Source organism: Moritella yayanosii (genome assembly GCF_900465055.1).
Lineage (GTDB): Bacteria > Pseudomonadota > Gammaproteobacteria > Enterobacterales > Moritellaceae > Moritella > Moritella yayanosii.
Window position 1 is genome coordinate 2492182 of record NZ_LS483250.1, and the last position, 25981, is coordinate 2518162.

The 25981-nt window shown below is 41.8% G+C and carries 23 protein-coding genes and 7 tRNA genes; 5 read left to right on the plus strand and 25 right to left on the minus strand.

The window, feature by feature from the left end; genetic code table 11:
- Positions 1–4 precede the first annotated feature (4 nt).
- On the minus strand, positions 5–424 hold the full coding sequence (locus MORIYA_RS11550) for a YqaA family protein (protein WP_112715336.1): 420 nt from the start codon (positions 422–424) through the stop codon (positions 5–7).
- Between the two features lie 242 nt (positions 425–666).
- Between MORIYA_RS11550 and MORIYA_RS20940 the strand changes: the two genes are divergently transcribed.
- Positions 667–834: a hypothetical protein gene (locus tag MORIYA_RS20940; RefSeq protein ID WP_174216927.1), complete on the plus strand. Its 168-nt coding sequence runs from the start codon at positions 667–669 to the stop codon at positions 832–834.
- Positions 835–1096: 262 nt separating this feature from the next.
- Positions 1097–1903 carry an alpha/beta fold hydrolase gene (locus tag MORIYA_RS11555; RefSeq protein WP_112715338.1) on the plus strand — a complete coding sequence of 269 codons (807 nt, stop codon included), beginning with the start codon at positions 1097–1099 and terminating at the stop codon, positions 1901–1903.
- Between the two features lie 92 nt (positions 1904–1995).
- On the opposite strand, the gene MORIYA_RS11560 is transcribed toward MORIYA_RS11555, so the two are convergent.
- The 23 genes from MORIYA_RS11560 to murJ form a co-directional block, all read right to left on the minus strand.
- Positions 1996–2406 (minus strand): DoxX family protein, encoded by a 411-nt coding sequence (locus MORIYA_RS11560; RefSeq protein WP_112715340.1) that lies wholly within the window; start codon positions 2404–2406, stop codon positions 1996–1998.
- Positions 2407–2528: 122 nt separating this feature from the next.
- Positions 2529–2620 (minus strand) — tRNA-Ser (locus MORIYA_RS11565).
- 76 nt (positions 2621–2696) lie between these two features.
- Positions 2697–2773 (minus strand) — tRNA-Arg (locus tag MORIYA_RS11570).
- A gap of 24 nt (positions 2774–2797) precedes the next feature.
- Positions 2798–2874 (minus strand) — tRNA-Arg (locus MORIYA_RS11575).
- Positions 2875–2954: 80 nt separating this feature from the next.
- Positions 2955–3031: transfer RNA gene (locus MORIYA_RS11580), tRNA-Arg, on the minus strand.
- A 48-nt stretch (positions 3032–3079) separates the two neighbouring features.
- Positions 3080–3156, minus strand: a tRNA-Arg gene (locus tag MORIYA_RS11585).
- Between the two features lie 80 nt (positions 3157–3236).
- Positions 3237–3313: transfer RNA gene (locus tag MORIYA_RS11590), tRNA-Arg, on the minus strand.
- Positions 3314–3397: 84 nt separating this feature from the next.
- Positions 3398–3489: transfer RNA gene (locus MORIYA_RS11595), tRNA-Ser, on the minus strand.
- Positions 3490–3688: 199 nt separating this feature from the next.
- Entirely contained in the window at positions 3689–3880 is a 192-nt protein-coding gene (gene csrA / locus MORIYA_RS11600) for a carbon storage regulator CsrA (protein WP_112715342.1), read from the minus strand.
- Positions 3881–3999: 119 nt separating this feature from the next.
- On the minus strand, positions 4000–5223 hold the full coding sequence (locus MORIYA_RS11605; RefSeq protein ID WP_112715344.1) for an aspartate kinase: 1224 nt from the start codon (positions 5221–5223) through the stop codon (positions 4000–4002).
- A gap of 163 nt (positions 5224–5386) precedes the next feature.
- Complete coding sequence (alaS, locus tag MORIYA_RS11610) at positions 5387–8008, minus strand: alanine--tRNA ligase (protein ID WP_112715346.1); 2622 nt, start codon at positions 8006–8008, stop codon at positions 5387–5389.
- Positions 8009–8282: 274 nt separating this feature from the next.
- Positions 8283–8621, minus strand: a complete 339-nt coding sequence (gene glnB, locus MORIYA_RS11615; RefSeq protein ID WP_006033375.1) for a nitrogen regulatory protein P-II — start codon at positions 8619–8621, stop codon at positions 8283–8285.
- 115 nt (positions 8622–8736) lie between these two features.
- Positions 8737–9171, minus strand: coding sequence for a type IV pilin protein (locus tag MORIYA_RS11620; RefSeq protein ID WP_112715348.1), 435 nt, complete (start codon positions 9169–9171; stop codon positions 8737–8739).
- Positions 9171–13181: a pilus assembly protein gene (locus MORIYA_RS11625; protein ID WP_112715350.1), complete on the minus strand. Its 4011-nt coding sequence runs from the start codon at positions 13179–13181 to the stop codon at positions 9171–9173. Before MORIYA_RS11625 ends, MORIYA_RS11620 begins: the two co-directional genes overlap by 1 nt.
- A 10-nt stretch (positions 13182–13191) precedes the next feature.
- Entirely contained in the window at positions 13192–13632 is a 441-nt protein-coding gene (locus tag MORIYA_RS11630) for a hypothetical protein (protein WP_112715352.1), read from the minus strand.
- Positions 13629–14561: a PilW family protein gene (locus MORIYA_RS11635; RefSeq protein ID WP_112715354.1), complete on the minus strand. Its 933-nt coding sequence runs from the start codon at positions 14559–14561 to the stop codon at positions 13629–13631. The genes MORIYA_RS11630 and MORIYA_RS11635 overlap by 4 nt, the downstream gene beginning before the upstream one ends.
- Positions 14558–15019 (minus strand): type IV pilus modification PilV family protein, encoded by a 462-nt coding sequence (locus MORIYA_RS11640; RefSeq protein WP_112715356.1) that lies wholly within the window; start codon positions 15017–15019, stop codon positions 14558–14560. The genes MORIYA_RS11635 and MORIYA_RS11640 overlap by 4 nt, the downstream gene beginning before the upstream one ends.
- A 246-nt stretch (positions 15020–15265) precedes the next feature.
- Positions 15266–16210, minus strand: a complete 945-nt coding sequence (ispH, locus tag MORIYA_RS11645; protein WP_112715358.1) for a 4-hydroxy-3-methylbut-2-enyl diphosphate reductase — start codon at positions 16208–16210, stop codon at positions 15266–15268.
- Between the two features lie 12 nt (positions 16211–16222).
- On the minus strand, positions 16223–16669 hold the full coding sequence (gene fkpB / locus MORIYA_RS11650) for an FKBP-type peptidyl-prolyl cis-trans isomerase (RefSeq protein WP_112715360.1): 447 nt from the start codon (positions 16667–16669) through the stop codon (positions 16223–16225).
- Complete coding sequence (gene lspA, locus MORIYA_RS11655; protein WP_112715362.1) at positions 16659–17171, minus strand: signal peptidase II; 513 nt, start codon at positions 17169–17171, stop codon at positions 16659–16661. Before lspA ends, fkpB begins: the two co-directional genes overlap by 11 nt.
- Positions 17172–17465: 294 nt before the next feature.
- Positions 17466–20285 carry an isoleucine--tRNA ligase gene (ileS, locus tag MORIYA_RS11660; RefSeq protein WP_112715364.1) on the minus strand — a complete coding sequence of 940 codons (2820 nt, stop codon included), beginning with the start codon at positions 20283–20285 and terminating at the stop codon, positions 17466–17468.
- A 33-nt stretch (positions 20286–20318) separates the two neighbouring features.
- On the minus strand, positions 20319–21251 hold the full coding sequence (ribF, locus tag MORIYA_RS21070; protein ID WP_112715366.1) for a bifunctional riboflavin kinase/FAD synthetase: 933 nt from the start codon (positions 21249–21251) through the stop codon (positions 20319–20321).
- A gap of 73 nt (positions 21252–21324) precedes the next feature.
- Positions 21325–22884, minus strand: coding sequence for a murein biosynthesis integral membrane protein MurJ (gene murJ / locus MORIYA_RS11670; RefSeq protein WP_112715368.1), 1560 nt, complete (start codon positions 22882–22884; stop codon positions 21325–21327).
- A 199-nt stretch (positions 22885–23083) separates the two neighbouring features.
- Here murJ and rpsT point away from each other — a divergent pair, with 199 nt between their 5' ends.
- On the plus strand, positions 23084–23344 hold the full coding sequence (rpsT, locus tag MORIYA_RS11675) for a 30S ribosomal protein S20 (protein ID WP_112715370.1): 261 nt from the start codon (positions 23084–23086) through the stop codon (positions 23342–23344).
- A 92-nt stretch (positions 23345–23436) separates the two neighbouring features.
- On the opposite strand, the gene MORIYA_RS11680 is transcribed toward rpsT, so the two are convergent.
- Positions 23437–23964, minus strand: a complete 528-nt coding sequence (locus MORIYA_RS11680) for a Na+/H+ antiporter NhaA (RefSeq protein WP_232011614.1) — start codon at positions 23962–23964, stop codon at positions 23437–23439.
- A gap of 167 nt (positions 23965–24131) precedes the next feature.
- Here MORIYA_RS11680 and MORIYA_RS11685 point away from each other — a divergent pair, with 167 nt between their 5' ends.
- Positions 24132–25157: a M14 family zinc carboxypeptidase gene (locus MORIYA_RS11685; RefSeq protein WP_112715372.1), complete on the plus strand. Its 1026-nt coding sequence runs from the start codon at positions 24132–24134 to the stop codon at positions 25155–25157.
- The gene (locus MORIYA_RS11690; protein WP_112715374.1) at positions 25123–25965 is read left to right on the plus strand and encodes an alpha/beta fold hydrolase; all 843 of its coding nucleotides are present in this window, start codon (positions 25123–25125) and stop codon (positions 25963–25965) included. The genes MORIYA_RS11685 and MORIYA_RS11690 overlap by 35 nt, the downstream gene beginning before the upstream one ends.
- Positions 25966–25981 lie beyond the last annotated feature (16 nt).

Consider the following 25981-nt stretch of genomic DNA (forward strand, 5'->3'; position numbering starts at 1 on the left):
GTCATTAGCTAACTGCACTCATAAACCAGATCAAAATGGCATAACGAATTGATTTACCAAACGTGATAGCGATAAAAGCAAGCAGCGGATTTACACGTAGCCAACCCGCTAATAAACAAAAGATATCACCAATAATAGGCAACCAACTAAATAATAAACTACTCCAACCCCAACGCTGGATCACATCATGCACACGCTGGTAGTGCTTATTGACTGAAAAATCGATTGGTTTTTTTGCATGAATGAAATACCCCATATAAAAAGTGAGGATAGATCCTAAAACATTGCCACTGGTGGCCATCACAAAAAGTTGCCAATATGACCATGAACCTTCAACCAGCATCGCGGTTAATAATATTTCCGAACTTCCAGGTAAAATGGTCGCTGACGTAAAACTACTAAAAAATAATAACCAAAGACCCATTTAATCCTCTAAATTCATTCACTCACTCACAGCATGTCCAGCAAGAGCATTAAGTCACACTATATATTTAAGTTCGACGTATAATCAAAGTTAGGCATGTTAATATCATGGCTTAATGGCCTTAACGACACATTTAATATCTAACAAAAATGCCAATATTAACCGTTTCATTAAAAGAGGTAGGACAGTTTAGCCTCTATATAATTCAATAAACAGTAATAAATCACGACATTGAGGAACTTATGTTTAAATTTTTTCTATTGCCTTTACTGCTAAGCATCTTATGGTTTGCTTTCCTGCAATACAATGACAGGACCATCCAACAAGGTAAAAAGGGCTTTCTCTATATTATTGGCGGCACGACAACCCTGATCGCATTTTTCAGCTTGATGATATTTTTAACTCAATAACTACCGTATTCAAAGCAGCCCAACTCTTAACTGCTACCTAATTCCACCTCAATTAGATGCACAAAGTCGATAGTCCGCTATAAAATGCTTATTTAATCATACAAGCATGATCTTACATTTAAACATAATAAAATTGGAACCAGTTCGCAATCTAAGTGAAGAAGCATAGATCTGAGGTCAAAATAAGAATAGAGTAATTACTCTATCTTATTTACCCAACTAAATATTGCAACTGATAACATTGCAATAATAAGGAATAACTATGACTGAAAAACTCAGTATTGGTGATGTTGATGTGCTGATAGAAGGCACAGGAAAAGAAACGATTGTGATGATCCATGGTTGGCCAGATACTTATCGAATATGGGATGCTCAGGTTGCCGCATTAAAAGACACTTACCGTTGTGTGCGCTTTACCCTGCCTGGTTACGCTACCGATAAACCACGTAAGTATTATGATCTTGAAGATATAATTAAGACTATTGATGCTGTTGTCAGTCAAGTGGGAGCGGGAAAACCAGTGACCTTGTTGATACATGACTGGGGCAGTTTTTTCGGTTTCCAATATTATATGCGTAATAAATCTAAAGTAAGTAAAATTATCAGTATTGATATCGGCGATGCAGGTTCTCCCGACCATGTGCTCTCCAACAAAGCTAAAGCCTTTATGTTTGCCTATCAAATGTGGCTGGCAGCAGCTTGGAAAATAGGAGGGTCCATCGGTGATAAGATGACTCGTAAGATGGCGAAGGCATTAAATGCACCTGGCGATCCTGCGAGCATCACCTCAGCGATGACCTATTCCTACTACTGGAAATGGAGTCATACACTCACAGGACGTCCGTTAGGAAATCTGCCCATCGACATCACTTGTCCGCTGCTGTTTGTTTACGGTAAAAATAAACCGGGTATGTTCCATTCTCAACATTGGGAACAAAAAATAGCGGCAATTCCAGGCAATAAAGTAGTCGCGTTTGATACCCGTCACTGGGTAATGACAGAGCAACCGGAGGCATTTAATCAGCTGACAATAGACTGGTTAAAGAGTCATCAGCACGAGCAAATTTAACGGCCATTTTAGCACCAACGCGGAATTAATCTTTACAATCCATAGTTTCGCGCCTTTCATCTCAAGTTAGCAACCCGCGCTTAAGTGGGGCATTACGTACCCGCACTGTCTTTTTTACGATTATCCAAAGCAAAAGCCCCCGCCCCGTGCGCAACCAAGATTAAAAAACCACCACCCAGCGCAATATTTTTGGAAAACATGATCATCTGCATGGTATCACTAAAATCGACATGGAATATCACCGCAGTCAATACACAAAAACCCGCTAAGGCAAAAGCCGCTATCCGGGTATGATAACCTAGGATAACCGCCAAACCACCACCAAACTCGGTAATGATAACCAAAGGTAGCAATATAGCCGGAACGCCCATGGCGACCATATAGTCAGCCGTGCCCGCATAAGAAAATATCTTTCCTAATCCAGCTTGCACGAATAAGATACCCATTAGAAAGCGACCAAGCGGCGCTGCGAACTTTTGAATGGTGAGTGTGAATTGAAGCATGATAGACCGACCAATAAAACAGGGTGTTTTCTAAGTCTAGCTCAATAATAGCAAGTGAAAATAATTGATGAGGTAAATTTCAGGTATAAAAAAACCGCTATTACGCGGTTTTTTTATGTTAATGGCGGAGAGGGAGAGATTCGAACTCTCGATGGGATTTAAAGCCCATACTCCCTTAGCAGGGGAGCGCCTTCGGCCACTCGGCCACCTCTCCACACAAACCCTATTATTATGAAAAACATCGACAATGTAAAGACTTACACCGGAACAATTCATAATAATATAATAAATGGTGCGGATGGGAGGAGTCGAACCTCCGACCGCCTGGTTCGTAGCCAGGTACTCTATCCAGCTGAGCTACATCCGCACAAAAAATTATATTTAAAATAGATGGTGCGGATGGGAGGAGTCGAACCTCCGACCGCCTGGTTCGTAGCCAGGTACTCTATCCAGCTGAGCTACATCCGCACATATTCTATTTTAATAACTTGTTTTATTTTACCGTTTAACGAATTAAACAATAAAAATTAAATTGTGATTTGAACAAATGGTGCGGATGGGAGGAGTCGAACCTCCGACCGCCTGGTTCGTAGCCAGGTACTCTATCCAGCTGAGCTACATCCGCACATGATTTATTCTGTTGTTTGCCGAGCAAACGTTGTGTTAAAACCAATGGTGCGGATGGGAGGAGTCGAACCTCCGACCGCCTGGTTCGTAGCCAGGTACTCTATCCAGCTGAGCTACATCCGCACATATTCTATTTTAATAACTTGTTTTATTTTACCGTTTAACGAATTAAACAATAAAAATTAAATTGTGATTTGAACAAATGGTGCGGATGGGAGGAGTCGAACCTCCGACCGCCTGGTTCGTAGCCAGGTACTCTATCCAGCTGAGCTACATCCGCATACAATTATTTCTTCCAACGACCAAAAAGCTGACCAAAACACTATAACACATTTTTCAACATGTGATAGACGCTGGACAACAATGGCGGAGAGGGAGGGATTCGAACCCTCGATGGGATTTAAAGCCCATACTCCCTTAGCAGGGGAGCGCCTTCGGCCACTCGGCCACCTCTCCGTGTTGTTGGCGCTCATGATACGGACACTGGAAAATAAGTCAAATATTAATTAACTGCACTTGAGTAACTGTTTAAGTTTCAAACAACAGAACTACTATTACAGCAAAAATAGAATGCAAAATCCCAAAATAGTCAAAACAGATAAAAAAAGGGCTTAGCAGCGCTAAACCCAGTCTGTAATAATTTTATTATTCTACTTTAGAAGTTGCCTTCAGGGCTTTCGCCTTTTTCTGCTTGAATTCGCATGTAGATCTCTTCACGATGAACAGATATTTCTTTAGGCGCATTAACACCGATACGAACTTGATTTCCTTTCACACCTAAAACAGTAACAGTAACTTCATCACCAATCATAAGCGTTTCGCCAACACGGCGCGTCAATATTAGCATTAATTTATTCCTCAACTAATTCATTATATTTTTGTTAAGCCGCTTATTATTCTATTAAAAGCTTCAATATAAAACAAGAAAAGAATAATAAGACTTAATTTGTTGTTAATTCACTCAGTTCAAGCCACATCTAAGTTGAATGCAGCGTGCAATGCACGTACACCGAGTTCTAAATGTTGCTCGTCAACGATCACTGAAATTTTAATTTCAGAGGTCGAAATCAACTGCATGTTGATCCCTTCATTACCTAAAACTTCAAACATTGTTTTAGCGACCCCTGGATGATTCCACATACCGACACCGACTATTGAAATTTTAGCAATACGATCGTTACCTTGCACATCTTTTCCAGATAATTCTGCACAAGTCTTTTCCAAGAGTACTCTCGCGGCTTGGTAATCGTCACGATGAACAGTAAAAGTGAAATCAACAAGGCCATCTTTACTATGTGCATTTTGAACGATAACGTCGACATCAATACCAGCATCACCAATTGGCGTTAAGATATTGGCTGCGACTAAAGGTTCATCAGGAATACCTGATATGGTTAAACTTGCTTCATCGCGGTTAAACGCAATGCCAGATATGATTGCTGATTCCATTTTTTTTACGTCCTCGTAAGTAATCAATGTTCCTTCACCCTCTTCAAATGAAGATAGTACACGTAAAGGTACATTGTATTTCCCTGCAAATTCGACCGCACGAATTTGTAATACTTTGGCACCTAAGCTCGCCATTTCAAGCATCTCTTCGAACGTGATGCGATCTAATTTCCGTGCGCGCGGTTCAACCCGAGGGTCGGTGGTATAGACACCATTAACGTCAGTATAAATCTGACATTCATCAGCTTTCAGCACAGCTGCAATTGCAACTGCGGTAGTGTCCGAGCCGCCGCGCCCTAACGTCGTGATATTATTATCTTCATCACGACCTTGGAAACCTGCCACTACGACCACTTTACCTGCATCTAGATGACGTTGTAAGTTTTCTGTTTCAACAGTTTTGATGCGCGCCTTACCATGGCTGTTATCGGTTTTCATTTGAACCTGATCACCCGTCATTGATATCGCATCAACCCCTGCTTTTTGCAGGGCGATGGTTAACAACGCGATAGTGACCTGTTCACCAGTTGAAACTAATACATCCAATTCTCTGCGAGCTGCGTGCTCATCAAGTGCTTTTGCCATACCCAGTAAACGGTTAGTTTCACCAGACATTGCCGACACGACCACAACTATTTGATTACCCTGTTCACAAGATTTTTTCACTCGCTGGGCAACAGCTTCAATTCGCTCAATTGAACCAACTGAAGTACCCCCATATTTTTGTACATACAACGCCACAACAACTTCCTTTAATAACCTTTAAATTTATCACCGCCTGTGCTCAGAACAAGAAGTAGTACCGTCTACTTCTTGTCATTACACTGTTTATTTAAACTTCGTTAACCACCATTAACGACTCGTTAATCATTGCTAACTAACTATTTGTAATTAAAGTAATTAATTACAGTTTTTCAGTTAACCAAGGCATCACTGATTCAAGTGCTGCTGGTAATGCTTCCGGGTTTGAACCACCCGCTTGCGCCATATCTGGACGACCGCCACCTTTACCACCAACTTGAACAGCAAGGAAGCTGACTAGCTCACCCGCTTTCACTTTACCGATTAAGTCTTTAGTTACACCGGTGATCAGGTTAACTTTACCTTCGCCTGGAATACCAAGCACAATAATACCGCTTTGCAGTTTGTTCTTCAGTTCATCCATCGAGCTACGTAGCGACTTAGGATCAGCACCTTTTAGGTTAGCAACAAGTATTTTAACACCGTTAATCACTTGTACCTGGTCGATCAAGTTAGCATTCGCTGCACTGGCGACTTGTATGTTTAACTTCTCAACTTCTTTTTCTAGGCTGCGGTTACGGTCGAGTACTTGACTCACTTTTGCCACAACTGTGTTTTGGTCCGCTTTCACTAAGCTTGCAGTGTCTTGCATTTTAGCAACCAGATCGTGCACATAAGCCAGTGCAGAATCACCAGTTACCGCTTCAACACGACGTACACCGGCGGCAATACCGCTCTCAGATAAGATCTTGAAGAAACCAATGTCACCAGTACGTTTAACATGCGTACCACCACATAGTTCGATTGAGAAGTCACCCATGCGTACGACACGCACTTCATCATCGTATTTCTCACCGAATAACGCCATTGCACCGGCTTCACGCGCCGCATCAATGTCCATGACTTCCGTTACAACTTCGTGGTTAGCACGAATTTGAGCGTTAACAAGGCGTTCAACTTCAATCAGTTGCGCAGGCGTTACCCCTTCAAAATGTGAGAAGTCAAAACGTAAACGTTCCGGTAATACTAATGAACCTTTCTGTTGTACATTATCACCAACAACTTTACGTAATGCGGCGTGTGCTAAATGAGTAACAGAGTGATTAAGGCCAATCGCTTTACGACGACTTACATCAACATCGGCGATAACTTGGCTATTTACTTCGATCACACCCGAAACTGACCCGAAGTGAACAGTTGCATTACCCGCTTTCTTGGTATCTGTTACCGTAAATACTACATCACCAATTTTGATCACACCTTGGTCACCAGATTGGCCACCCGCTTCTGCGTAGAATGGTGTTTTGTTTAATACAATCGCACCTTCTTGACCGTCATTTAACAGCTCAACTTCAGCGTTATCTTTAATTAATGCCACGATTTGTGCATCAGATGTCAGCGTTTGGTAACCCAAAAATTCAGTTTTCGCATCAATTTTTAGCATCTCGTTGTAATCAGTGCCAAAGTTAGAACCTTGACGTGCGCGATTACGTTGCGCTTCCATTGCGGCTTTAAAGCCGTCTTCGTCAATCGTTAGCTCACGTTCACGGGCAATATCAGCGGTTAAATCCGATGGGAAACCATAGGTATCGTAAAGTTTGAATACCACATCACCCGGAACCACTTTGCCGTCTAGTTGTGACAGTTCGTTGTCTAAAATGTTCAGACCACGCTCTAGTGTTTTACCAAACTGCTCTTCTTCGATAAGTAAGATTTTTTCAACAGTTGCTTGTTGATTTACCAAATCGTCTGAAATGTCACCCATGAGTTCGACCATTTTCGCAACCAGTTTGTGGAAGAATGGACCTTTAGCGCCAAGCTTATTACCGTGACGGACTGCACGACGGATAATACGACGCAGCACATAACCACGACCTTCGTTTGATGGCATAACACCGTCAGAGATCAGGAAGCTACATGCACGGATGTGATCGGCAATGACGCGTAATGATTTATTTTCTAAATCTGTAGTACCGATAATCTTTGCAACATGCTTGATTAAGCTTTGGAAGATATCGATTTCGTAGTTTGAATGTACGTTTTGCATAATTGCAGCAATACGCTCAAGACCCATACCGGTATCCACCGATGGTTTTGGTAATTCTTCCATAGTGCCGTCAGCTTGACGGTTAAACTGCATGAACACTAAGTTCCAGATCTCAATAAAACGGTCACCGTCTTCTTCTGGAGAGCCAGGAACGCCACCTGGAATGTCTTCGCCGTGATCGTAGAATATTTCAGAACATGGACCACATGGGCCAGTATCACCCATTGACCAGAAGTTATCTGATTCAAACTTTTTCTCTACTGATTTATCGCCAATACGAATAATTTTATCTTCTGGCACGCCGACTTTATTCGCCCAGAATGAAAATGCTTCATTATCACTTTCATACACAGTAACAAGTAACTTGTCTTTTGGTATTTTCAGAACAACGGTTAAGAATTCCCATGCAAATAAGATCGCATCTTCTTTAAAGTAATCACCAAAGCTGAAGTTACCTAACATTTCAAAGAATGTATGGTGACGCGCAGTGTAACCTACGTTATCTAAGTCATTGTGTTTACCACCAGCACGTACACAGCGTTGCGACGTTGTGGCACGTGTATATGAACGTTGTTCTGCACCGAGGAATACGTCTTTAAATTGGTTCATGCCCGCATTTGTAAATAACAAAGTTGGATCATTAGCAGGAACAAGTGAGCTACTTGTTCCTTTGTTGTGCCCTTTACTGGCAAAATAATCAAGAAACGCATTGCGGATCTCAGCTGTAGACATAGTCATGTAATTGTCCTGGGTGCTTAAAATATGAGCGATTGTTTAGATGTAATAATATAAACGGATCTGTTAATGAAGTGATTATACCCAAACCGCGTCAAAATGCTAACTCAGAGACACCCTTGAGGCTGTATTTTACCTGTGTTATTAATCCAATCAGTAAAGATATACCCAAGTTACTTCAAGATGCTATATCAGCCGAAAAAAAAGCACCGAACATAAATGCGCGGTGCTTTTCAAAAATTATATCTATTTCAGCAAGCCATCTCACTGATAATAATCAGATCGCTTCTTCGTTTTCTTCACCTGTACGAATACGGATCACACGTTCTACAGCGGTAACAAAAATCTTACCATCACCAATTTTACCCGTGTGAGCGGTTTCAACGATAGAGTCGATACAAGCATCAACGTCATCGTCTTGCACTATAAGATCAAGTTTTACTTTAGGTAAGAAATCAACCATGTACTCTGCACCGCGGTAAAGTTCGGTGTGGCCTTTTTGACGGCCAAAACCTTTGACTTCAGATACAGTCATCCCTGTGATACCAATCTCGGCAAGCGCTTCGCGTACATCATCCAGTTTAAACGGTTTAATAATCGCTTCAATTTTTTTCATTGTCAGTCCCTGTTTGCCCCTAAATATAACTCTTAGCATACCTAAGCAAATTCAAATTGCCAATCAGACAAGCAATTAAATCGATGAAATTGTTAAACTTATGATTTAACGCTAATCACCAGCAATCCGCTGTTACTGTATTTTCGCTATTCAACGAGGTCGTCACACCAAAATGATCAATCGTGAAAGAGGTACAATCGGTATCATTTTCCTGCGTACTTGCAGCTTCGACAGTCGCGATTATCGTATAGTTGTTTTTAGTACTACTCGCGCCAAGTGCAAAACTGTAATAGTCACTGTCATCATGCCAGCCAGATCCAGATAAGGTATGCGTCGCGCCACTGGCTAATGACGTTGCATACTGACCATGATCTAAATAAAACTGCTCTTGCAATAACTGCGCTTTATACAATGCCGTTTTTGCATCATTACGATTGTTACTCATAATATAAGCACTGTAAGAGGGATAACCAATACCCGCTAAGATGCCAACAATCGCCACCACGATCATCAGTTCAACTAGGGTAAAACCGGTTTGTTTATTTGCCATTATAGGGCAGCCTCATTGAAGTAACGGTAGATAGGGCGTGGACTTAACGTTACCTCAGTATCGATAGTACCGGTGGGGGTTGGCACTCCTCCGATATCAGTAGTATCTCCCTTACCTGCACCTAAAATACGTAATACTGATTTACCATCATAAATTCGAGCATGAACAGTAAGGTCTTTTGCTATTACATTCGATAAACGGCGATAAAATTTGATTTTACCAGTATTCATATTAACCTGATAATAATGACTATTCCCTGATTGATTAAAAACACACTGTTCAGCTGTAACAATATAATCACTAGTAAAAGGGGTATAGGTATTAAAATGAACCACGCCATTGATAACAACAGCATTACCTAGCGACTTCTCACCGCCTAATATACCATCAGCGGCATCATCTTCATTCAATTTAAATTGCCAACCGTTAATATTATTTTCACTATCAATTGGTATAGATAAAGGTGTTATGTCTTCATTATTTGGATCAAGTACTGGTGTTGAATATGAAATTTTCGCTAAGTCATCACCACCTATCGGAGAAATTAGTGGCTTTTCACCTACCTTATCCCCCCAAACTATAGGATAAATATCACTATCTTTAATATTATAAAAATAATTTTGAACCGATTTATCCGAATTAGGCCGTGTAATATCGCCACTGCCTAATAAGATACCATCATATAAATTAAGGCCATCTCTTGCTCTAACAATTGATGGGGCATTAAAAAATCGACGATCATCTTTGCCATCGCCACCTAAATTCGCTAGCTTTCGAACTCTCCACTTCGTTTTATCAACTGAAGTTCCTAACGTATTCAATATTGCGGGCATATCGATTCGATAAATGTTACCACCGGTATCACCAACATAAATACGGTCCGTATAACCATCACCATCACTATCAAGCACCGCGACTTGACTGGCAATACTATCTTTAAAACTATGATTACTTGGATTAGAATCTGCGCTTGTAAAAGATTCAACGATATCACCAGTTAACGCATCGACCACATAAATAGCCCGTCCTTTTGTATCTTTACCAGAGCAATCATCTGTAGTACATGTATCTTTCCTAGGATCATACCCACCAGAAAATATCAATACCGGCTTACTATTGTCACTTTCATTACTACTTTGGAATACTTTAGTCACGACCGGTTTAGACCACGTTTGCCCTAACTCAGTAAAGCCCGGAGTTGTACTATCCACACTCCATTTCAATGATGGCGGCTCGGTGCCTTTACCAAGATCAAGCGTGTAATAAGCACTACCGCCTCTGCGCATCCCAAATGTAACAAGGTGCTTTGCTTGTGTAGAGTCAAAATATTCAATATCAACAGCAGAACCATCGACTCCATATTCACGTTGAACACCAGCGGCCAATACACCACTAGCTCGTAATGAAAGTGCATACTTCAATTTATTAATCGGTATAAAAGCCCACTTCTCTTCTACAGTTCGTCCTTTGTCTTCGAATGCATGGAAGAAACCAGCATTAGTACCAATAAATATTTGTGGATAAGCCGGATTGGTTGAAGTTCCGAACTGGATGACAAGTGGAGATGAATGCATTGGATCACCAAAAATATCTTTTCGATATTCTTGCCCTGTTGCATCAATCCCTAATAGCCAATTAATATTTTCGGCAACATGCTGGCGGATTTCATCATCAGAATCATTAACATCAACTTCAATACCCAATTTAATCGCAAGCTCCCTATCCTCATCAGCTGATAGTCCATAAGCTTCTTTCAAATTAGCAATATTCAAATCAACTAAAGGCTCGGTCAAATCATCATTGTTAAAGTATATTTTACGAGGATTGAATGTTGCACTCGCGCCTGACACTGGTGAACGTAATGAATAAGCTTCAACCACGCCCCCTGACTTAATCGAGTTAGTTTTATTGCTTGTACTCCAGCCGCTGTAAACAGAATTCTTAAAATACGTAGTCGAACTCGCACCTGAAGCCGTAGAGGCTAATGCAGCCTTGAAAACTGGAGCCGCAGTAGATGTTGCAGGTTCACTCCAAGCACTCAAAACGCCAGCATCCGTAACCTTAAATTTCTTCAGATTGCCCATCCAACGACTGGTGACATTGGCTTCAAACATAGAATAATAAACATTATCGCTATTTTGAGTCGCATAACTTGAATCGATAGAAGTACCGACGTTACTTGCAGTGCTATTCTGCCTTGCTCTTATATCAGCGAAAGCATTTAGCAACTGAGTTTTCAACGCGTTAGCATCAGATGCACGATAATATTTACCCCCTCCGCCTTTAGCAGTCTTATCGAGTAAGTTTTCATTCGCTGCCGGAATCCTTGTATTACCACTCTCATCGACAGTGCCAATACCCACAGTATAAGTAATAATACGTTCAGTTACATCGGGCGTACTAGGGTTCATATCATTGGTTGCGAGCCAGTGCGACAGAACAGGCATATAGTTTTTCTTACAATCAATGTCGGCCATCTCAACAGCTTTGCTTACGTCGGCATTCGGTAAACTCATAATATCTGAATTTGCATCATCATCGTGATCATGCGCATCAATAGGACCAACACAGTCAAAAAAGTTAAAGGGTGAGTCCGTGACATCATGATAACCAGGAGACACAATAATAATATATGCCTCGGTTTGACAAGTTTGACTCCATTCCATTAATGGGTTTATATATTTACGGTTATTGCGATCACCTTCTTCAACGCTACGATCTCGATTAGGTCTAGATAACAGAGAAAATTTATCCCCATATTTAATCTGTTTACCATAAAGATATAAATACCCTTCGTATAAACTCTCACAAAGTGCAGAACGATTCATTCTGGTCGTCAGAATATCACCGACTTTATCTTTAAGTACACGAGCTGAATTAGTATCATAAGTTTGAATACCAGATAAAATTCGGCCGCCATGATTATTTGCAATCTTAGACCAAGTTTTATAACCTTCATTTGAATTAAAAACTTCTAGGCCTGTTTTTATATCCGTTGTATCCAACATCAAATCTAGGATAACTTTCTTTGCTATTTGTAAATTGGACAGCATGAAGTTACCATCAACAACACTGCCATTTTTAGCTAGCTCGGCCCACTTAACTAAATTTTCAGAATAGACGTAAGCTTTATATTCTGACCCTGTTATTGGATAAGGCGTACTACCATATCCAGCATTCCAAATAGAATCCAAAGTTCCATTACCAAGATTAGTTAAATCTAAAATTCTTTCTGCATCGGCTACTGGATAGCCTTGTCTATTTGAGTCTTCTGCATAATTATCATTCACTCCATCTCCAGAATATATATCATCCCCATTTACATCTGTACCTTGGTAATCGCCTTCAGGACGGGAAATTATTTGGTTATGTTCATAACCAGGATTTTTTATTACGCTATTATCTATATCTTTAGCACATTCAACATAATTGTAAAAAATATCACTTTCTTCAGCAAGCTCTAACCATTTATAACGTATACCGGTGAATAAGCTTGATGAATAATGAAGCCATCTTTTATAGCTATTTCCAAACGCCCCCAAAGCCCCATCCAAATCCTCCAAAGCCGAATAACAATTCATCTCTACAGATTCAAATTTATCATTAGAACCAAGACGAGGGATCGTATTAACAAAACTAGTATATGTCGGGTTTAAAGCAGTTTCTGGATTTGCTAATCCTTCTTTTGCAATGGTAACTAAAGAATCATGCTCTAAATTAGTAGCGGCTGCTGCTTTAGAGTAATAATAAAATTCATCTCCAAATAAGTTATCTGCCAACTTTTCACCCAAGGTGTCAGATACTGGGGGATAAGCAATATGCGGGTCATATCGATTAGGGTAAGGATAATCAACTTTATCTTTCATGTGAGAAGATGTATCTAGAATAATAAGAACTTGTGGTTCTCTGTTTTTTAATTCAGCTTGATAAATCTCACTTTCATCAGCAATAACGCTGAGGCTTGATATAGCGAACAAGATGACACTTACTGGTTTGAAAATCCTTTTCATTACCTAACCTCTATTTATTTTGTGCAGCCAAAAATGGTTGCTCTACACCCGCCGTCATAGCTAGGCCCTGAACTCGACGAGTATTATTTTGTGAAAAATCCATTTTCACAAACCGACAGTTAATTAGATTAATGCTCGACGCATTTGCACTGCGCTTGCAGTATCCTTCTCCACGCTGAGTGAGTCCCACGATAATACCTGGAGATTGAATAACACGAAGTGCTGAGCTAGCGGTTGCAGTTAACTCCATAATGTCATTGATTAAATTAGGATTACTCATCACTTCGCTAAAGCCGCCTAATAACTCTTGCTCATTGGCTAACTTTTCTTGGGTTAAGCCAATGGCGTTTTGCCCCAATCGCGTTTCAGTGATCACCGCAGCAGCTAATGACGTCAAAACAACCAATATAATGATCACGATAAATAAGGTAATGCCTTGCTGATTTTTCATTGTGTCACCGCCATCATGTTATTGATGATAACGACCGTTGTACTTAATAAAAAACGGCGATAGTTATCATCATTCGGTGGATCAAAAGGCGTAAATCTGTCATTAAAAGCATCATTGTTATTTAAGGTCAGATCTTTATTTTTAGCGCGAGCGAGTACATAAATGCGCGCGGCGACAATTTGATTACTATTCCACATTAACCTGGTAATGCCACTGCTCTCGATATAGCTATTCGCGCGACCATCGCCATTGCTATCAACGCCAAAATTAATGCGAATACGTTCAATGTTATTCACCACGAAATCATTAACAAATGCATTATCAATAAAACTGAAACGACTTAATCTCGAACCTTCTGAGGCGTGATTTTGTGTAAAATAGGTATGGTGTATATAAGGGTATATAAGGGCGTTTTCAATATTAGGGAGGGTACTACCTTTAAATGATGTCGCTTGATAAGATGAAATAGCTACATAGTTGCCATTAGAACTTACCGCACCAGAAGCGATTATGGTACCTCGGACACGTGCGATAAATAAAACATCACTATCATCCGTAATAGTAAAGCCAGTAGCAAGGCAACCTGCGGTGCTTACATTCGCACCTGCCGTGATCCCACTAGTACTACTTGCAACACTTGCGGGTAGCATATTACAGCCTCCATCAGCAATAGCGGTAGCAACCGCAGACGGTACACCCGTCAATCCTTCCCCCGAAAACTCAGCCCAACTGCCAATACTGCGCACATCTTCGACTAAGACCTGCAGCGCTAGCTGTGCCTGCTGCTGTAAGCTAGATACGGTCGAAGAGCGGTTAGCCGATACCTTCGTATCCACAAACATAGTTGTGATAGACATCATAAGCACTAAACCAATTACCATCGAAATAATCAGTTCAACTAAGTTAAAACCCGCTTGCTTCACTGTCATATAGCCTCCGAGATCAAACTGGTTAATACCACTTGTCGGCGATTACTGATTGCCTGACCGCATGCAGCGCCATTAACAGCTCCTGATGAACTTGCTGCGTTTTGAATCTGCCAACTCACCGCGAAGGTGACGGTTCCAGAGCCTGAACCTAAACCTGTAATATTACGGCATAACGCCATATTATTGAGTGACGCAGAACTGGCTGCATTCGTGAGAATGTCGGTGATGATGGTGTTTTGGGCAGCGCTGGAATAGGCTGTAAGCCAACGGGTATCCGCGCGTAATTCTTCCAACGCGGTACGCGCAAGAAAAGAGGCTTGAATTTGCTTGTCTGTATCTGCTAATGATTTCTTCGCAATCCCTTGCAATGCCACTATGCCCAACAGGCCAACGGCAAGGATGAATGATGTGATCATCACTTCAATGAGACTGAATCCAGATTCCGTTCTAGATCGCATACTTAACTCACTTTAATAATTTTTACTTTATCATGTTACACAAATGTTCAATTCATGTAAACACAATGCACTTTCATTCTGTGAGACATAACATTGAATTAGGTCAATGGTTCAATGGAATAGAGCCAAGAAAGGCAATACGAATAACATAGCTAGTGTGAGTCAGAGGTATTAAGAGAGAAAAAGGGAGGGGATAAAACAAAGCTCGTTCAGCCGATAACTAAACGAGCTGCTTCGTCATGATGATTAATTTACTTGTTTGATACGTAATTCAGCAGGCACTTCAAATATCGTATTTTCGGCACGACCTTCCACTTCAGTCACCAACTTGCCACCACAACTTTTCAATTTTTCAACCACTTGATCGATTAAGATCTTCGGTGCAGATGCACCCGCAGTAACACCGACTTTGAGCTTACCTTCCAATAATACCGGATCAATATCATCAGCATTATCAATCAAGTAAGACGGTACACCAAGGTTTTCAGACTTCTCACGTAAACGGTTCGAGTTCGATGAATTTTTCGAGCCAACCACAAACATAATGTCAACCATGCCCGCTAATTTAGACACCGCATCCTGACGATTCTGTGTTGCATAACAAATATCATCTTTACGTGGCCCCTTGATCGCAGGAAAACGCTCACGCAGTGCGTCAATGATGCCAGAGCAATCATCTACCGATAACGTCGTCTGCGAACTGTAAGTTAGGTTTGCCATATCTTTAACGTCTAATGCTGCCACATCAGCGATCGACTCAACCAGATACATACCACCATCAGCATTATCATACTGACCCATAGTGCCTTCGACTTCGGGGTGCCCTTTATGACCGATCAATACACATTCAATACCACGGCGACTGGCACGTGTTACTTCCATGTGGACTTTTGTTACTAATGGGCAAGTAGCATCAAATACCTTTAAGTCACGACGTTTAGCTTCAGCTTGCACTGCTTTTGATACCCCGTGTGCACTAAAAATAACCACACGACCATCTGGCACTTCATCAAGATCTTCGACAAAAACAGCACCGTTCTCTTTTAGGCCATCAACCACATAACGGTTATGTACAACTTCATGACGTACATAAACAGGGGTTTCAAATAACTCAAGTGCACGTTCCACAATGCTAATAGCACGGTCCACACCAGCACAGAACCCACGAGGATTAGCGAGTAAAATTTCCATCATCAACCTTATTTATTCTGCATTAATTTTTAAAATTTCAACTTCAAACGTCACGATTTGTCCAGCCAACGGATGATTAAAGTCGACAGTGACCGAGTCACCAATCACGTCACGGATCATACCGGGTAACTCAGCGCCATCTGGCTGAGTAAAACCAACAATTAAGCCTACTTCCGCTTTCACTTCCGTAAACTTAGCCCGGTCTAAGTAGTAAATATTATCTGGATTCGGCTGTCCGAACGCATCTTCTGGTTGCAGTTCAAACTTGTTCTTATCGCCAACAGTTAAACCGAGTAAACAACGCTCAAAATTAGGGGTTAAACTGCCATCACCAATCACTAACTTAGCTGGTTTACCTTGTAGTTTGGTACTATCTGCAACAGAACCGTCTGCTAAAGTAATAGTGAAATGCATGAGTACTTGGCTATCATCGCCAATTGTTGCTACGTTAACTGTCATTTGATGATTCCTTGTCATTTTTGCTTTCCATAATGGCTTCCAAGATCAACATCGCGGCACCAATACAGATCCAGGTGTCTGCTAAATTAAAGATTGGGAAATGGCTGGTATCCCAATACACATGTAAAAAATCGATTACATATCCGTGAATAATACGGTCATATAAATTGCCTAATGCACCCCCTAAAATGAGCGCATAAGCAATGTTGCTCCAATATTGCTTGGCTGATTGTTGCTTTAACCAATAAATCAACAAGCCAGAAACCGATACCGCGATCACGCCAAAGAACCAACGTTGCCAACCACCTGCGTCAGCAAGCATGCTAAAGGCGGCACCATAGTTACGTGCATAGGTGAAATTGAATATAGGTAATATATTTACCGATTCACCTAATTGAAAATGACTGACTACAAAAGACTTGGTACCCAAATCAATAAAAAATGCAATAACGGCTAGCCACAGCCAAATTAATCCCGTTCTCTTGTATGTGCCTACGGTCATTATTATCCTTTGATACGTCAACGTAATGACGATAAATGTCATGCCACGACAGCATTGTTATCACTATCAGTCCAGCATCTTTAAATAGATTGTTAACAATCATATCATTTTCATGACATGGGTTAAGCTTTTATCCATAAAAAAATGCCTACTGTGTTTACACTGATTAAGCTAACCAGTACACAGTAGGCATTCTATGTGAACGATAATAACAACTTAATGGTTATTACCCTTCTTTACTCGCGCTGTACTTACACTCTGCAATTAGCATAAGCGTAATGAACACACTAGCGATTAAGCAAATTGACGTTTCTCGCCTTCACCTTCGATGTTGTCTTCACAACGCGCACAAATAGTAGGATGCGCTTCTGACTGACCTACTGTTTCGTTATGGTGCCAGCAACGCTCACACTTCTCAGCGTCACTCTTAGCAATGCTAATCCATAAACCGTCAATAGCGCTTGCTTCAACGCCTGCAGGCGCTTCTGTTACCGCAACAACGGTCGTGTTTGACGTCAGCAGTACGAAACGAAGTTCATCACCTAATTTATCAAGATCAGCCGCTAATTCTGCATTCGCATACAGCGTTACGTCAGCCTGCAGTGAACCACCGACAACCGCATTGCTACGTGCTAGTTCAACAGTCTTATTCACTTCACTACGAACCGCTTGTAGCTTGGTCCAGTAAGCGTTGTTCAGTTCAGCATCGTCTGCAAGTGGTGCTAGACCGGTGTACCATTCTTCAGTAAATACATACTCAGCACGTTCACCTGGCATTGCATTCCAAATTTCAAACGATGTGAAACTTAGAATTGGCGCAGTCCAACGAACCATAGCTTCCAAGATATGGAACATCGCAGTTTGACAACTACGACGTGCAACACCATCTGATTTTGCAGTGTACTGGCGATCTTTAATAATATCTAAGTAGAAACTACCTAAGTCAATTGAACAGAATGTCATTAGCTTTTGCGTCACATTCTGCATTTGATAGCTTTCATAGTCTGCTAGGATTTCAGTTTGTAGTGCGTGTGCACGACCCACAGCCCAACGATCCAGTGCCACCATATCTGCTGTTGCGACAAGATCAGTTTCTGGGTTAAAACCGTCTAGATTCGACAGTAAGAAACGTGCCGTATTACGAATTCGACGGTAAGCATCGGCACTGCGATCTAAGATCTCATCAGAGACTGTCATTTCACCTGTGTAATCGGTACTTGCAACCCACCAACGTAGCACGTCACCACCAAGGCGGTTCATTACGTCTTGCGGCGCCATTACGTTACCAATAGATTTAGACATCTTACGGCCTTTCGCATCGACCACGAAACCGTGTGTTAATACCTCTTTGTAAGGTGCTTTACCGTGAATAGCCGTCGAGATCATCAATGATGATTGGAACCAACCACGATGTTGATCAGACCCTTCAAGATAAAGGTCGATCTCTGCGCCCGCGTATTCTTTACGTGCATCAACCACAGAGAAGTGCGTTGAGCCCGAATCGAACCATACATCGACGGTATCAGGTGCTTTGGTATAGTTAACAGCGTCATCACCGAGGAGATCGGCCGGATCAAGGTCCCACCACGCTTGAATGCCTTTCTGCTCAACTAACTTAGCAATATCTTCCATTAGCTCAGCTGAACGTGGATGCGGTTCTTGTGTTTCGTTATGCACGAATAAAGAAATTGGTACACCCCACGTACGCTGACGAGAAATACACCAGTCAGGGCGGTTAGTTACCATGCTTTCGATACGTTCTTTACCCCAAGAAGGTACCCATTTCACATTTTTAATTTCGCCCATGGCCGCCTTACGCAGACCATTTTGTTCCATGCTGATGAACCATTGTGGTGTAGCACGGAAAATGATTGGCGTTTTATGGCGCCAGCAATGTGGATAGCTGTGTTTAATTATTTGGTGGTTTAGTAACGCACCTTTTTCGGTAAGTACTTCAATCACATTATCATTGGCTTTAAATACGTGTTGACCCGCAAATAACGGCGTATCTTCAAGGTAAACACCGTTGTTACCAACAGGGTTGGCAATTTCGAGATTGTAACGTAGACCAGCCACGTAATCTTCTTGACCGTGGCCAGGTGCAGTATGAACAACACCAGTACCCGCGTCAGTCGTTACGTGGTCTGCTAAAATAGCCGGTACGTCGAAATCATAGAACGGGTGGTTAAAGCGTAAGTTTTCTAGCGCCGCACCAGTACAAGTACCCAGCGTAGTGAAGCTTTCAGGTGCGAACACCGCCATGCAAGACTCAACTAAGTCCGTTGCTAGAATTAACTGTTGTGAACCCGATTCAGTGACCATGTTAACTAACGAGTATTCAACTTTTTCTGCTAATGCAACCGCGCGGTTAGCAGGTAATGTCCAAGGTGTTGTGGTCCAGATAACAGTTGATACTAAGCCTTCAACATTACTACCAAATACCGCTTTCACTGCTGCTTGATCTTGCGCGGTGAAACGAACATAGATAGCCGGTGATTTTTTATCTTCGTATTCAACTTCAGCTTCTGCCAATGCAGAACCACAGTCTGTACACCAATGAACAGGTTTAGAACCTTTTTGTAAGTGACCATTGGCAACGACTTTACTTAAAGCACGAATGATGTTTGCTTCAGTGTTGAAATCCATTGTGAGGTACGGATTCTGCCAATCGGCTAATACACCAAGACGGATAAAGTCTTGACGTTGACCGTTAACTTGTTTAGTCGCATATTTACGACATTCTTCGCGGAACTGTGCAGCCGTTACTTTACGACCAGGTTTGCCCACTTTCTTTTCTACCATTAATTCGATAGGCAGGCCGTGACAATCCCAACCAGGGATATAAGGTGCATCAAATCCAGACAAGCCTTTGGCTTTAATAATAACGTCTTTCAGGATCTTATTGACTGAGTGACCAATGTGAATGCTGCCATTCGCATAAGGAGGTCCATCGTGCAAAATAAAGGTTTTTTTACCTTTCTTAGCAGCACGGATTTTTCCGTATAAATCATCAGTAGTCCACTGCTTCAACATATTTGGTTCGCGGTTTGCTAAGTTAGCGCGCATTGCGAAGCCAGTTTTTGGCAGGTTCAGCGTTTTTTTATATTCGCTCATGTATCCTAATTCCGTTATTGGTATTATTAAAAATTAAACTGACAAGCCAAAAAAGGTTTTGGCTGCAATGACATCTCGTTCTATTTGCTGGCGAAGTACATCAAACGATGCAAATTTCTGTTCGCCGCGTAATCTTTTCTTCAGGACAACCTCGAGCTGTTTGCCGTAAAGGTCGCCATCAAAATTAAATAAATTAACTTCCAATTGGGTACGTACGCCGCCAACTGTAGGACGTTTGCCAATGTTGGCAACGCCCTGTATGGCATCATCATTGATACCTAACACTTCAACTACATAGACGCCATTAATAGGGTCTACGCAGCGTTTTAATGGGATATTAGCGGTCGGAAAACCGATAGTACGCCCTAATTTAGTACCGTGAGCTACCTTACCAAAAATACTGAATGGTCGGCCCAATAGTTCGGCGGCTAAATCAAGGTTGTCGTGTGCTAATGCGTCGCGGATCATGGTACTGCTCACACGCGTTTGAGCAATGCTAAAGGTATCCATGCTCACCACGTCAAAACCATACTTGGCACCAGCAGCTTGCAACATAGCAAAGTCACCCGTACGCTTATGGCCAAAACGGAAATCATCACCCACGACTAAATACTTAATGCCTAATTTATTCACTAACAACTGGGTAATAAATTCATCCGCAGACAATGCCGCAAATTTACGATTAAAATTAACACACAATAGCTGATCAATATGTTGATCTTTTAATGCGGCATATTTATCACGTAAGCGTGTTAATCGCGCAGGTGCTTTATCGCCAATGATCATCTCTAGTGGCTGCGGTTCAAATGTCATCACCGTTGCTGGCAAATTCAATTGCTGCGCTTTTTCGATTAACTGTCGTAATACTGATTGGTGCCCGAGATGAACGCCATCAAAGTTACCGATAGTTAAAACACACCCTTGATGATGTGGCTTCAAATTGTGAATGCCTCGAATCAGCTCCATGTCTTTGCCAACTATTCCACTAAAATGATAAATTATAACTTAGTCAACGCACAGGGTCAGCAACAATTTGTACTCAGTCAGTAATTTTAAAATGTCGCGGGCGTAAACCAAGTACCAATAAAGCCATAAAATAGCTTATTACAGCCAATCCAATGAGCCCTAGCAGGCATAAACTACTGTCTAACAGACCCCAGTCATACCATTGCTGCATGTCGGGTTTAATATACTGCACTAAGCCAGCCATTAAGCCCGCAGACAAGAACAACTTGGCGATCACCTTGCCGGTAGCGGTATTGACCTGGTACACACCTTGTTTGTGTAACCCCCAATATAACAACCCCGCATTTAAAGTCGCAGAGCCCGCCGTCGCCAGTGCTAAACCAACATAACCAAATGGGATCGCTAAGATGATATTAAAGCCCATATTACTGATCATCGCAATAATGCCAAACTTAACCGGTGTGCGGGTATCTTGGCGCGCGTAATAACCCGGGGCAAGTACCTTAATCAACATAAAACTGAGTAAACCCGAGCCATAAGCCATCAAACTCATCGAGGCCATGGATACATCATTAGCACTAAACTCACCACGCATAAACAACACTTTAAGCATGGGACTAGCCAGTACTATCATGCCCATCATCGCCGGAGTACCTAACAATAGAACCACTCTTACGCCCCAATCCATGGTTTGCTTAAACTGGTGATCAGAATGTTCAGAATGCGTTCGAGACAGTGCGGGTAAAATAACGGTCGCGATGGCAATACCGAACAAACCAAGCGGAAATTCCAGTAACCGATCCGAGTAATATAGCCAACTAATCGAACCCGTCATTAAAAATGAGGCAATAAAGGTATCAAACAATAAATTGATTTGGCTTACTGATACCCCAAACATCGCCGGTATCATGAGTTTACGGATTTTAGTCACGCCAGGATCACGCCAGCCCCAACGTGGCTTCACTAACATCTTCTGTTTTGCTAAAAACGGGATTTGAAATAAAAACTGCATTGCACCACCGATGAATACCCCGATAGCGAGCCCTATTTCAGGCTGTTCTAGCTTAGGTGCGATGAACAATGCCGCACCAATAATGGCAATATTTAAAAACACAGGGGTAAAGGCAGCAACAGCAAATTTACCCAAAGTGTTTAAAATTGCACCAGATAATGCGGTAAAAGTAATAAACCACAAATAAGGAAAAGTGATTTTCAGCATAAATGAGGCAAGTTCAAACTTGTGAGCATCGGGTCCATCATTAAGCCAATCAACAAACCAACCAGCACCAAAGAGAATGGTAATTAATGGCGAACCTATTACCCCAAAAAAAGTAACAATGGTCACTAAAACACCCAAGGTACCCGACACGGACGCAATAAGGTCCCGCACCTTTTGTTTATCACCAGTCTGTTGATATTCGGTCAGAACGGGCACGAAAGCCTGTGCAAATGCACCTTCAGCGAAAAGCCGACGTAAAAAATTAGGGATCTTATTGGCGAAGAAGAAAACATCGGCAGCGGCACCTGCGCCCATTAAATTTGCAACAATAACATCTCGAACTAACCCTAAAATACGTGAGATCATGGTCATTGAACTGACGATAAGGCCAGATTTTATTAATTTATTACTCAAGAAATACCTTTTATGTCAATCAAGCCCTGTTCGTGGGGCACATTTACTGCTAAAATACGTCCCACATCTTAACTGTCATTGCAGTTAGTTGCCAATATTTTGCCTGTTATTTACACAAAAATATTGACAAATTTCGTTAGGCAAGGCATATTCCTCGCCTTTATAAAATTAACGTCTTTAGACATTTAGGAGTAGGACCTTGGCTAATATCAAGTCTGCTAAAAAACGCGCAATCCAATCTGAAAAACGTCGTAAGCACAACACTTCACGTCGTTCTATGATGCGTACACTAACTAAGAAAATTATCGTAGCTATCGCTGCTGGTAACAAAGAAGAAGCGACTGCTGCATTTATTACTGCACAACCGATTCTTGATCGTATGGCTTGTAAAGGCCTGATCCACGCAAACAAAGCTGCTCGTATTAAGAGCCGTCTTTCTGCTAAGATCAAAGCACTTTAATTATTGCTTTAATACGATAATGAAAAACCAGCTTCGGCTGGTTTTTTTATATCTAAAAAATAACATGTCGTATTAACCTGATATATTTTTTCCTATCCAGGCGATTCCTCTTCAATGTCTATCTTTTTTTCAGTGGTGGTCGCGCAAGCAAGTAAATAATAACCAAATACCGCTGCCAACGTCGAACCCAGCAATATCCCTAAACGCGCCAGATCCGCCATCACAGGGTCAGTAAACGCTAATGATGTAATGAACATCGACATCGTAAAACCAATACCGCACAACACGGATACTGCGAAAACCTGTTTCAGATTAACGCCCTCCGGTAACGTCGAAATTTTAAACCTCACCGCGAACCAACTGATACTAAAAATACCCAAAGGTTTACCAATGAAGAGTCCCAGCGCCACACCTATAGGCAGTACCGAAGCCATATCCGAGAATTGAATATTAGTTAACGATACAGAGGAATAGCAAAACCAATCACCACACCAGTGCGGGGACGAGCATACCGCCATCAGACCATCATTAATCCAATGACTGAATGATTTATTGATATCAATATCGGCCACTCGTATTTGGATCTCAGTGTGTAAGAATTGCGTTAAAGATTTATACAAATCGCCTCCTTGCTTGTTATTGGGCGTTTACATTGAAAAAATAATCAAAAGCATCAATCACATAGATCTAGTATAGAAAATTCACAAAGATTTAACCTTTAAATTTTTCAATTTCGCTATATTGGTATGCATTCATTATTTTTCCAATCCTATTTAGGTAATTATTAATGCCCTTAACAATCCAACAACAGCCATCGTTACCCGAACTCGACCAGTTAGAAACGCTGATAGCACTAGGGGGGAAACACCTGCATAGTCAAGTGTTAACCCATGTATCAACTAACAACGCCAGCTACCCTGTGTATTCCGTGAGTATGGGCTCACAAGCGCCCAATGCACCGGTGATCGCCTTTATTGGTGGTATCCATGGTGTTGAACGTATTGGAACACAAGTAATCTTAGCGTTGTTTGAGAGCCTCATTAGGCGATTGAAGTGGGACCAATCACTGCACCAAGAACTCCGTCACGTAAAGCTGCTATTCTTGCCACTGATGAACCCGATTGGGATGCTTAATAATAGTCGCGCCAATGGGAATGGCGTCGATTTAATGCGTAACGCACCGATAGATGCTGTGGGGAGTGTACCTTGGCTGGTTGGCGGTCAACGCATTAGTAATATGCTGCCTTGGTATCGCGGTAAAAAAGGCCAAGCCATGCAACCCGAATCGCGGGTATTGGTGGAACATATCAGGCAACAATTATTAACGGCCCCCTTTAGCATTGCGTTAGATTTTCATTCCGGTTTTGGTTTTAATAACCAGATCTGGTTCCCTTACGCCAAATCAAAACAGCCGATTCCGCACCTTGCAGAAATATTTAAACTGCGAAAAATGCTGATTGAAACCTACCCACACCAAGATTATGTATTTGAGCCGCAAGCACGTAATTACATGACCCATGGCGATCTGTGGGACTACTTATACGACCAATCGCTGACACTCAACACCACCTTTTTACCACTCACATTAGAAATGGGATCATGGACGTGGATCAAAAAAAACCCACTGCAAATATTTCAATCCACGGGTATTTTCCACCCCATTCAACCGCACCGTATTAAGCGGGTATTACGACAGCACCATGTACTGATGGAGTTTTTAATCAAGGTAACTGGCTCTTATACGCACTGGCTCCCACAACTAAACAAGGAAAGTAACCATGCCGATGCAACATCGCTCTGGTATACCGAATAGTTTGATAACGTCATCAACGGATAACAAAACAACACCGACTTGGTTATTAATACGGGGGTTATGCCGTCAACAGCTGCACTGGGAAGACTTTCCCGTTAAACTCGCACAACGACTTAATTGCCAAGTTTTTTGTGGCGACATTGCGGGTACAGGCACTACATGGGCACAATTTACGCCAACCTCGATCACCGATATAACCCTGCAACTCAGGCAAACATTTAGACTGCAGAACCCAGATATCAACTACCCGATTCACCTACTCGGCATTTCAATGGGTGGCATGATAGCAACCGAATGGGCTGCCCTTTTTCCCCATGAAATTGATGGCATGGTGTTTATTAATACTAGTTTTAAACAATTCAGCCCGCTCTATCAGCGCTTAAAGCCCAATAACATCACGACGCTGATACGCATACTCTGCAGCCATTCGTTACAGCAAGAACAACTCATTTTAAACATGACCAGTCACACCCAACACCATAACCAAGCATTAATTCAACGTTGGTGTGATTACGCAGAGCAACAACCGGTAAGTCGTCAAAACGCCTTGCGCCAACTGTATGCTGCAAGTCGTTATAGCCCACCTTCGACTGCACCCATTGAACATATTTTATTACTGGCAAGCACCCATGATCAACTCGTTGATGTGCGTTGCAGCACTGCCATCGCCACGCAATGGCATTGTCCAATCCATTATCACCCAACCGCAGGCCACGATTTACCCTTAGATGACAGCCAGTGGATCTGCGATAAAATATGGCACTGGCTCACACATCGAATCCCAAACCGTCACTCAATCGCCATATAAAACCACTAAAAACGTC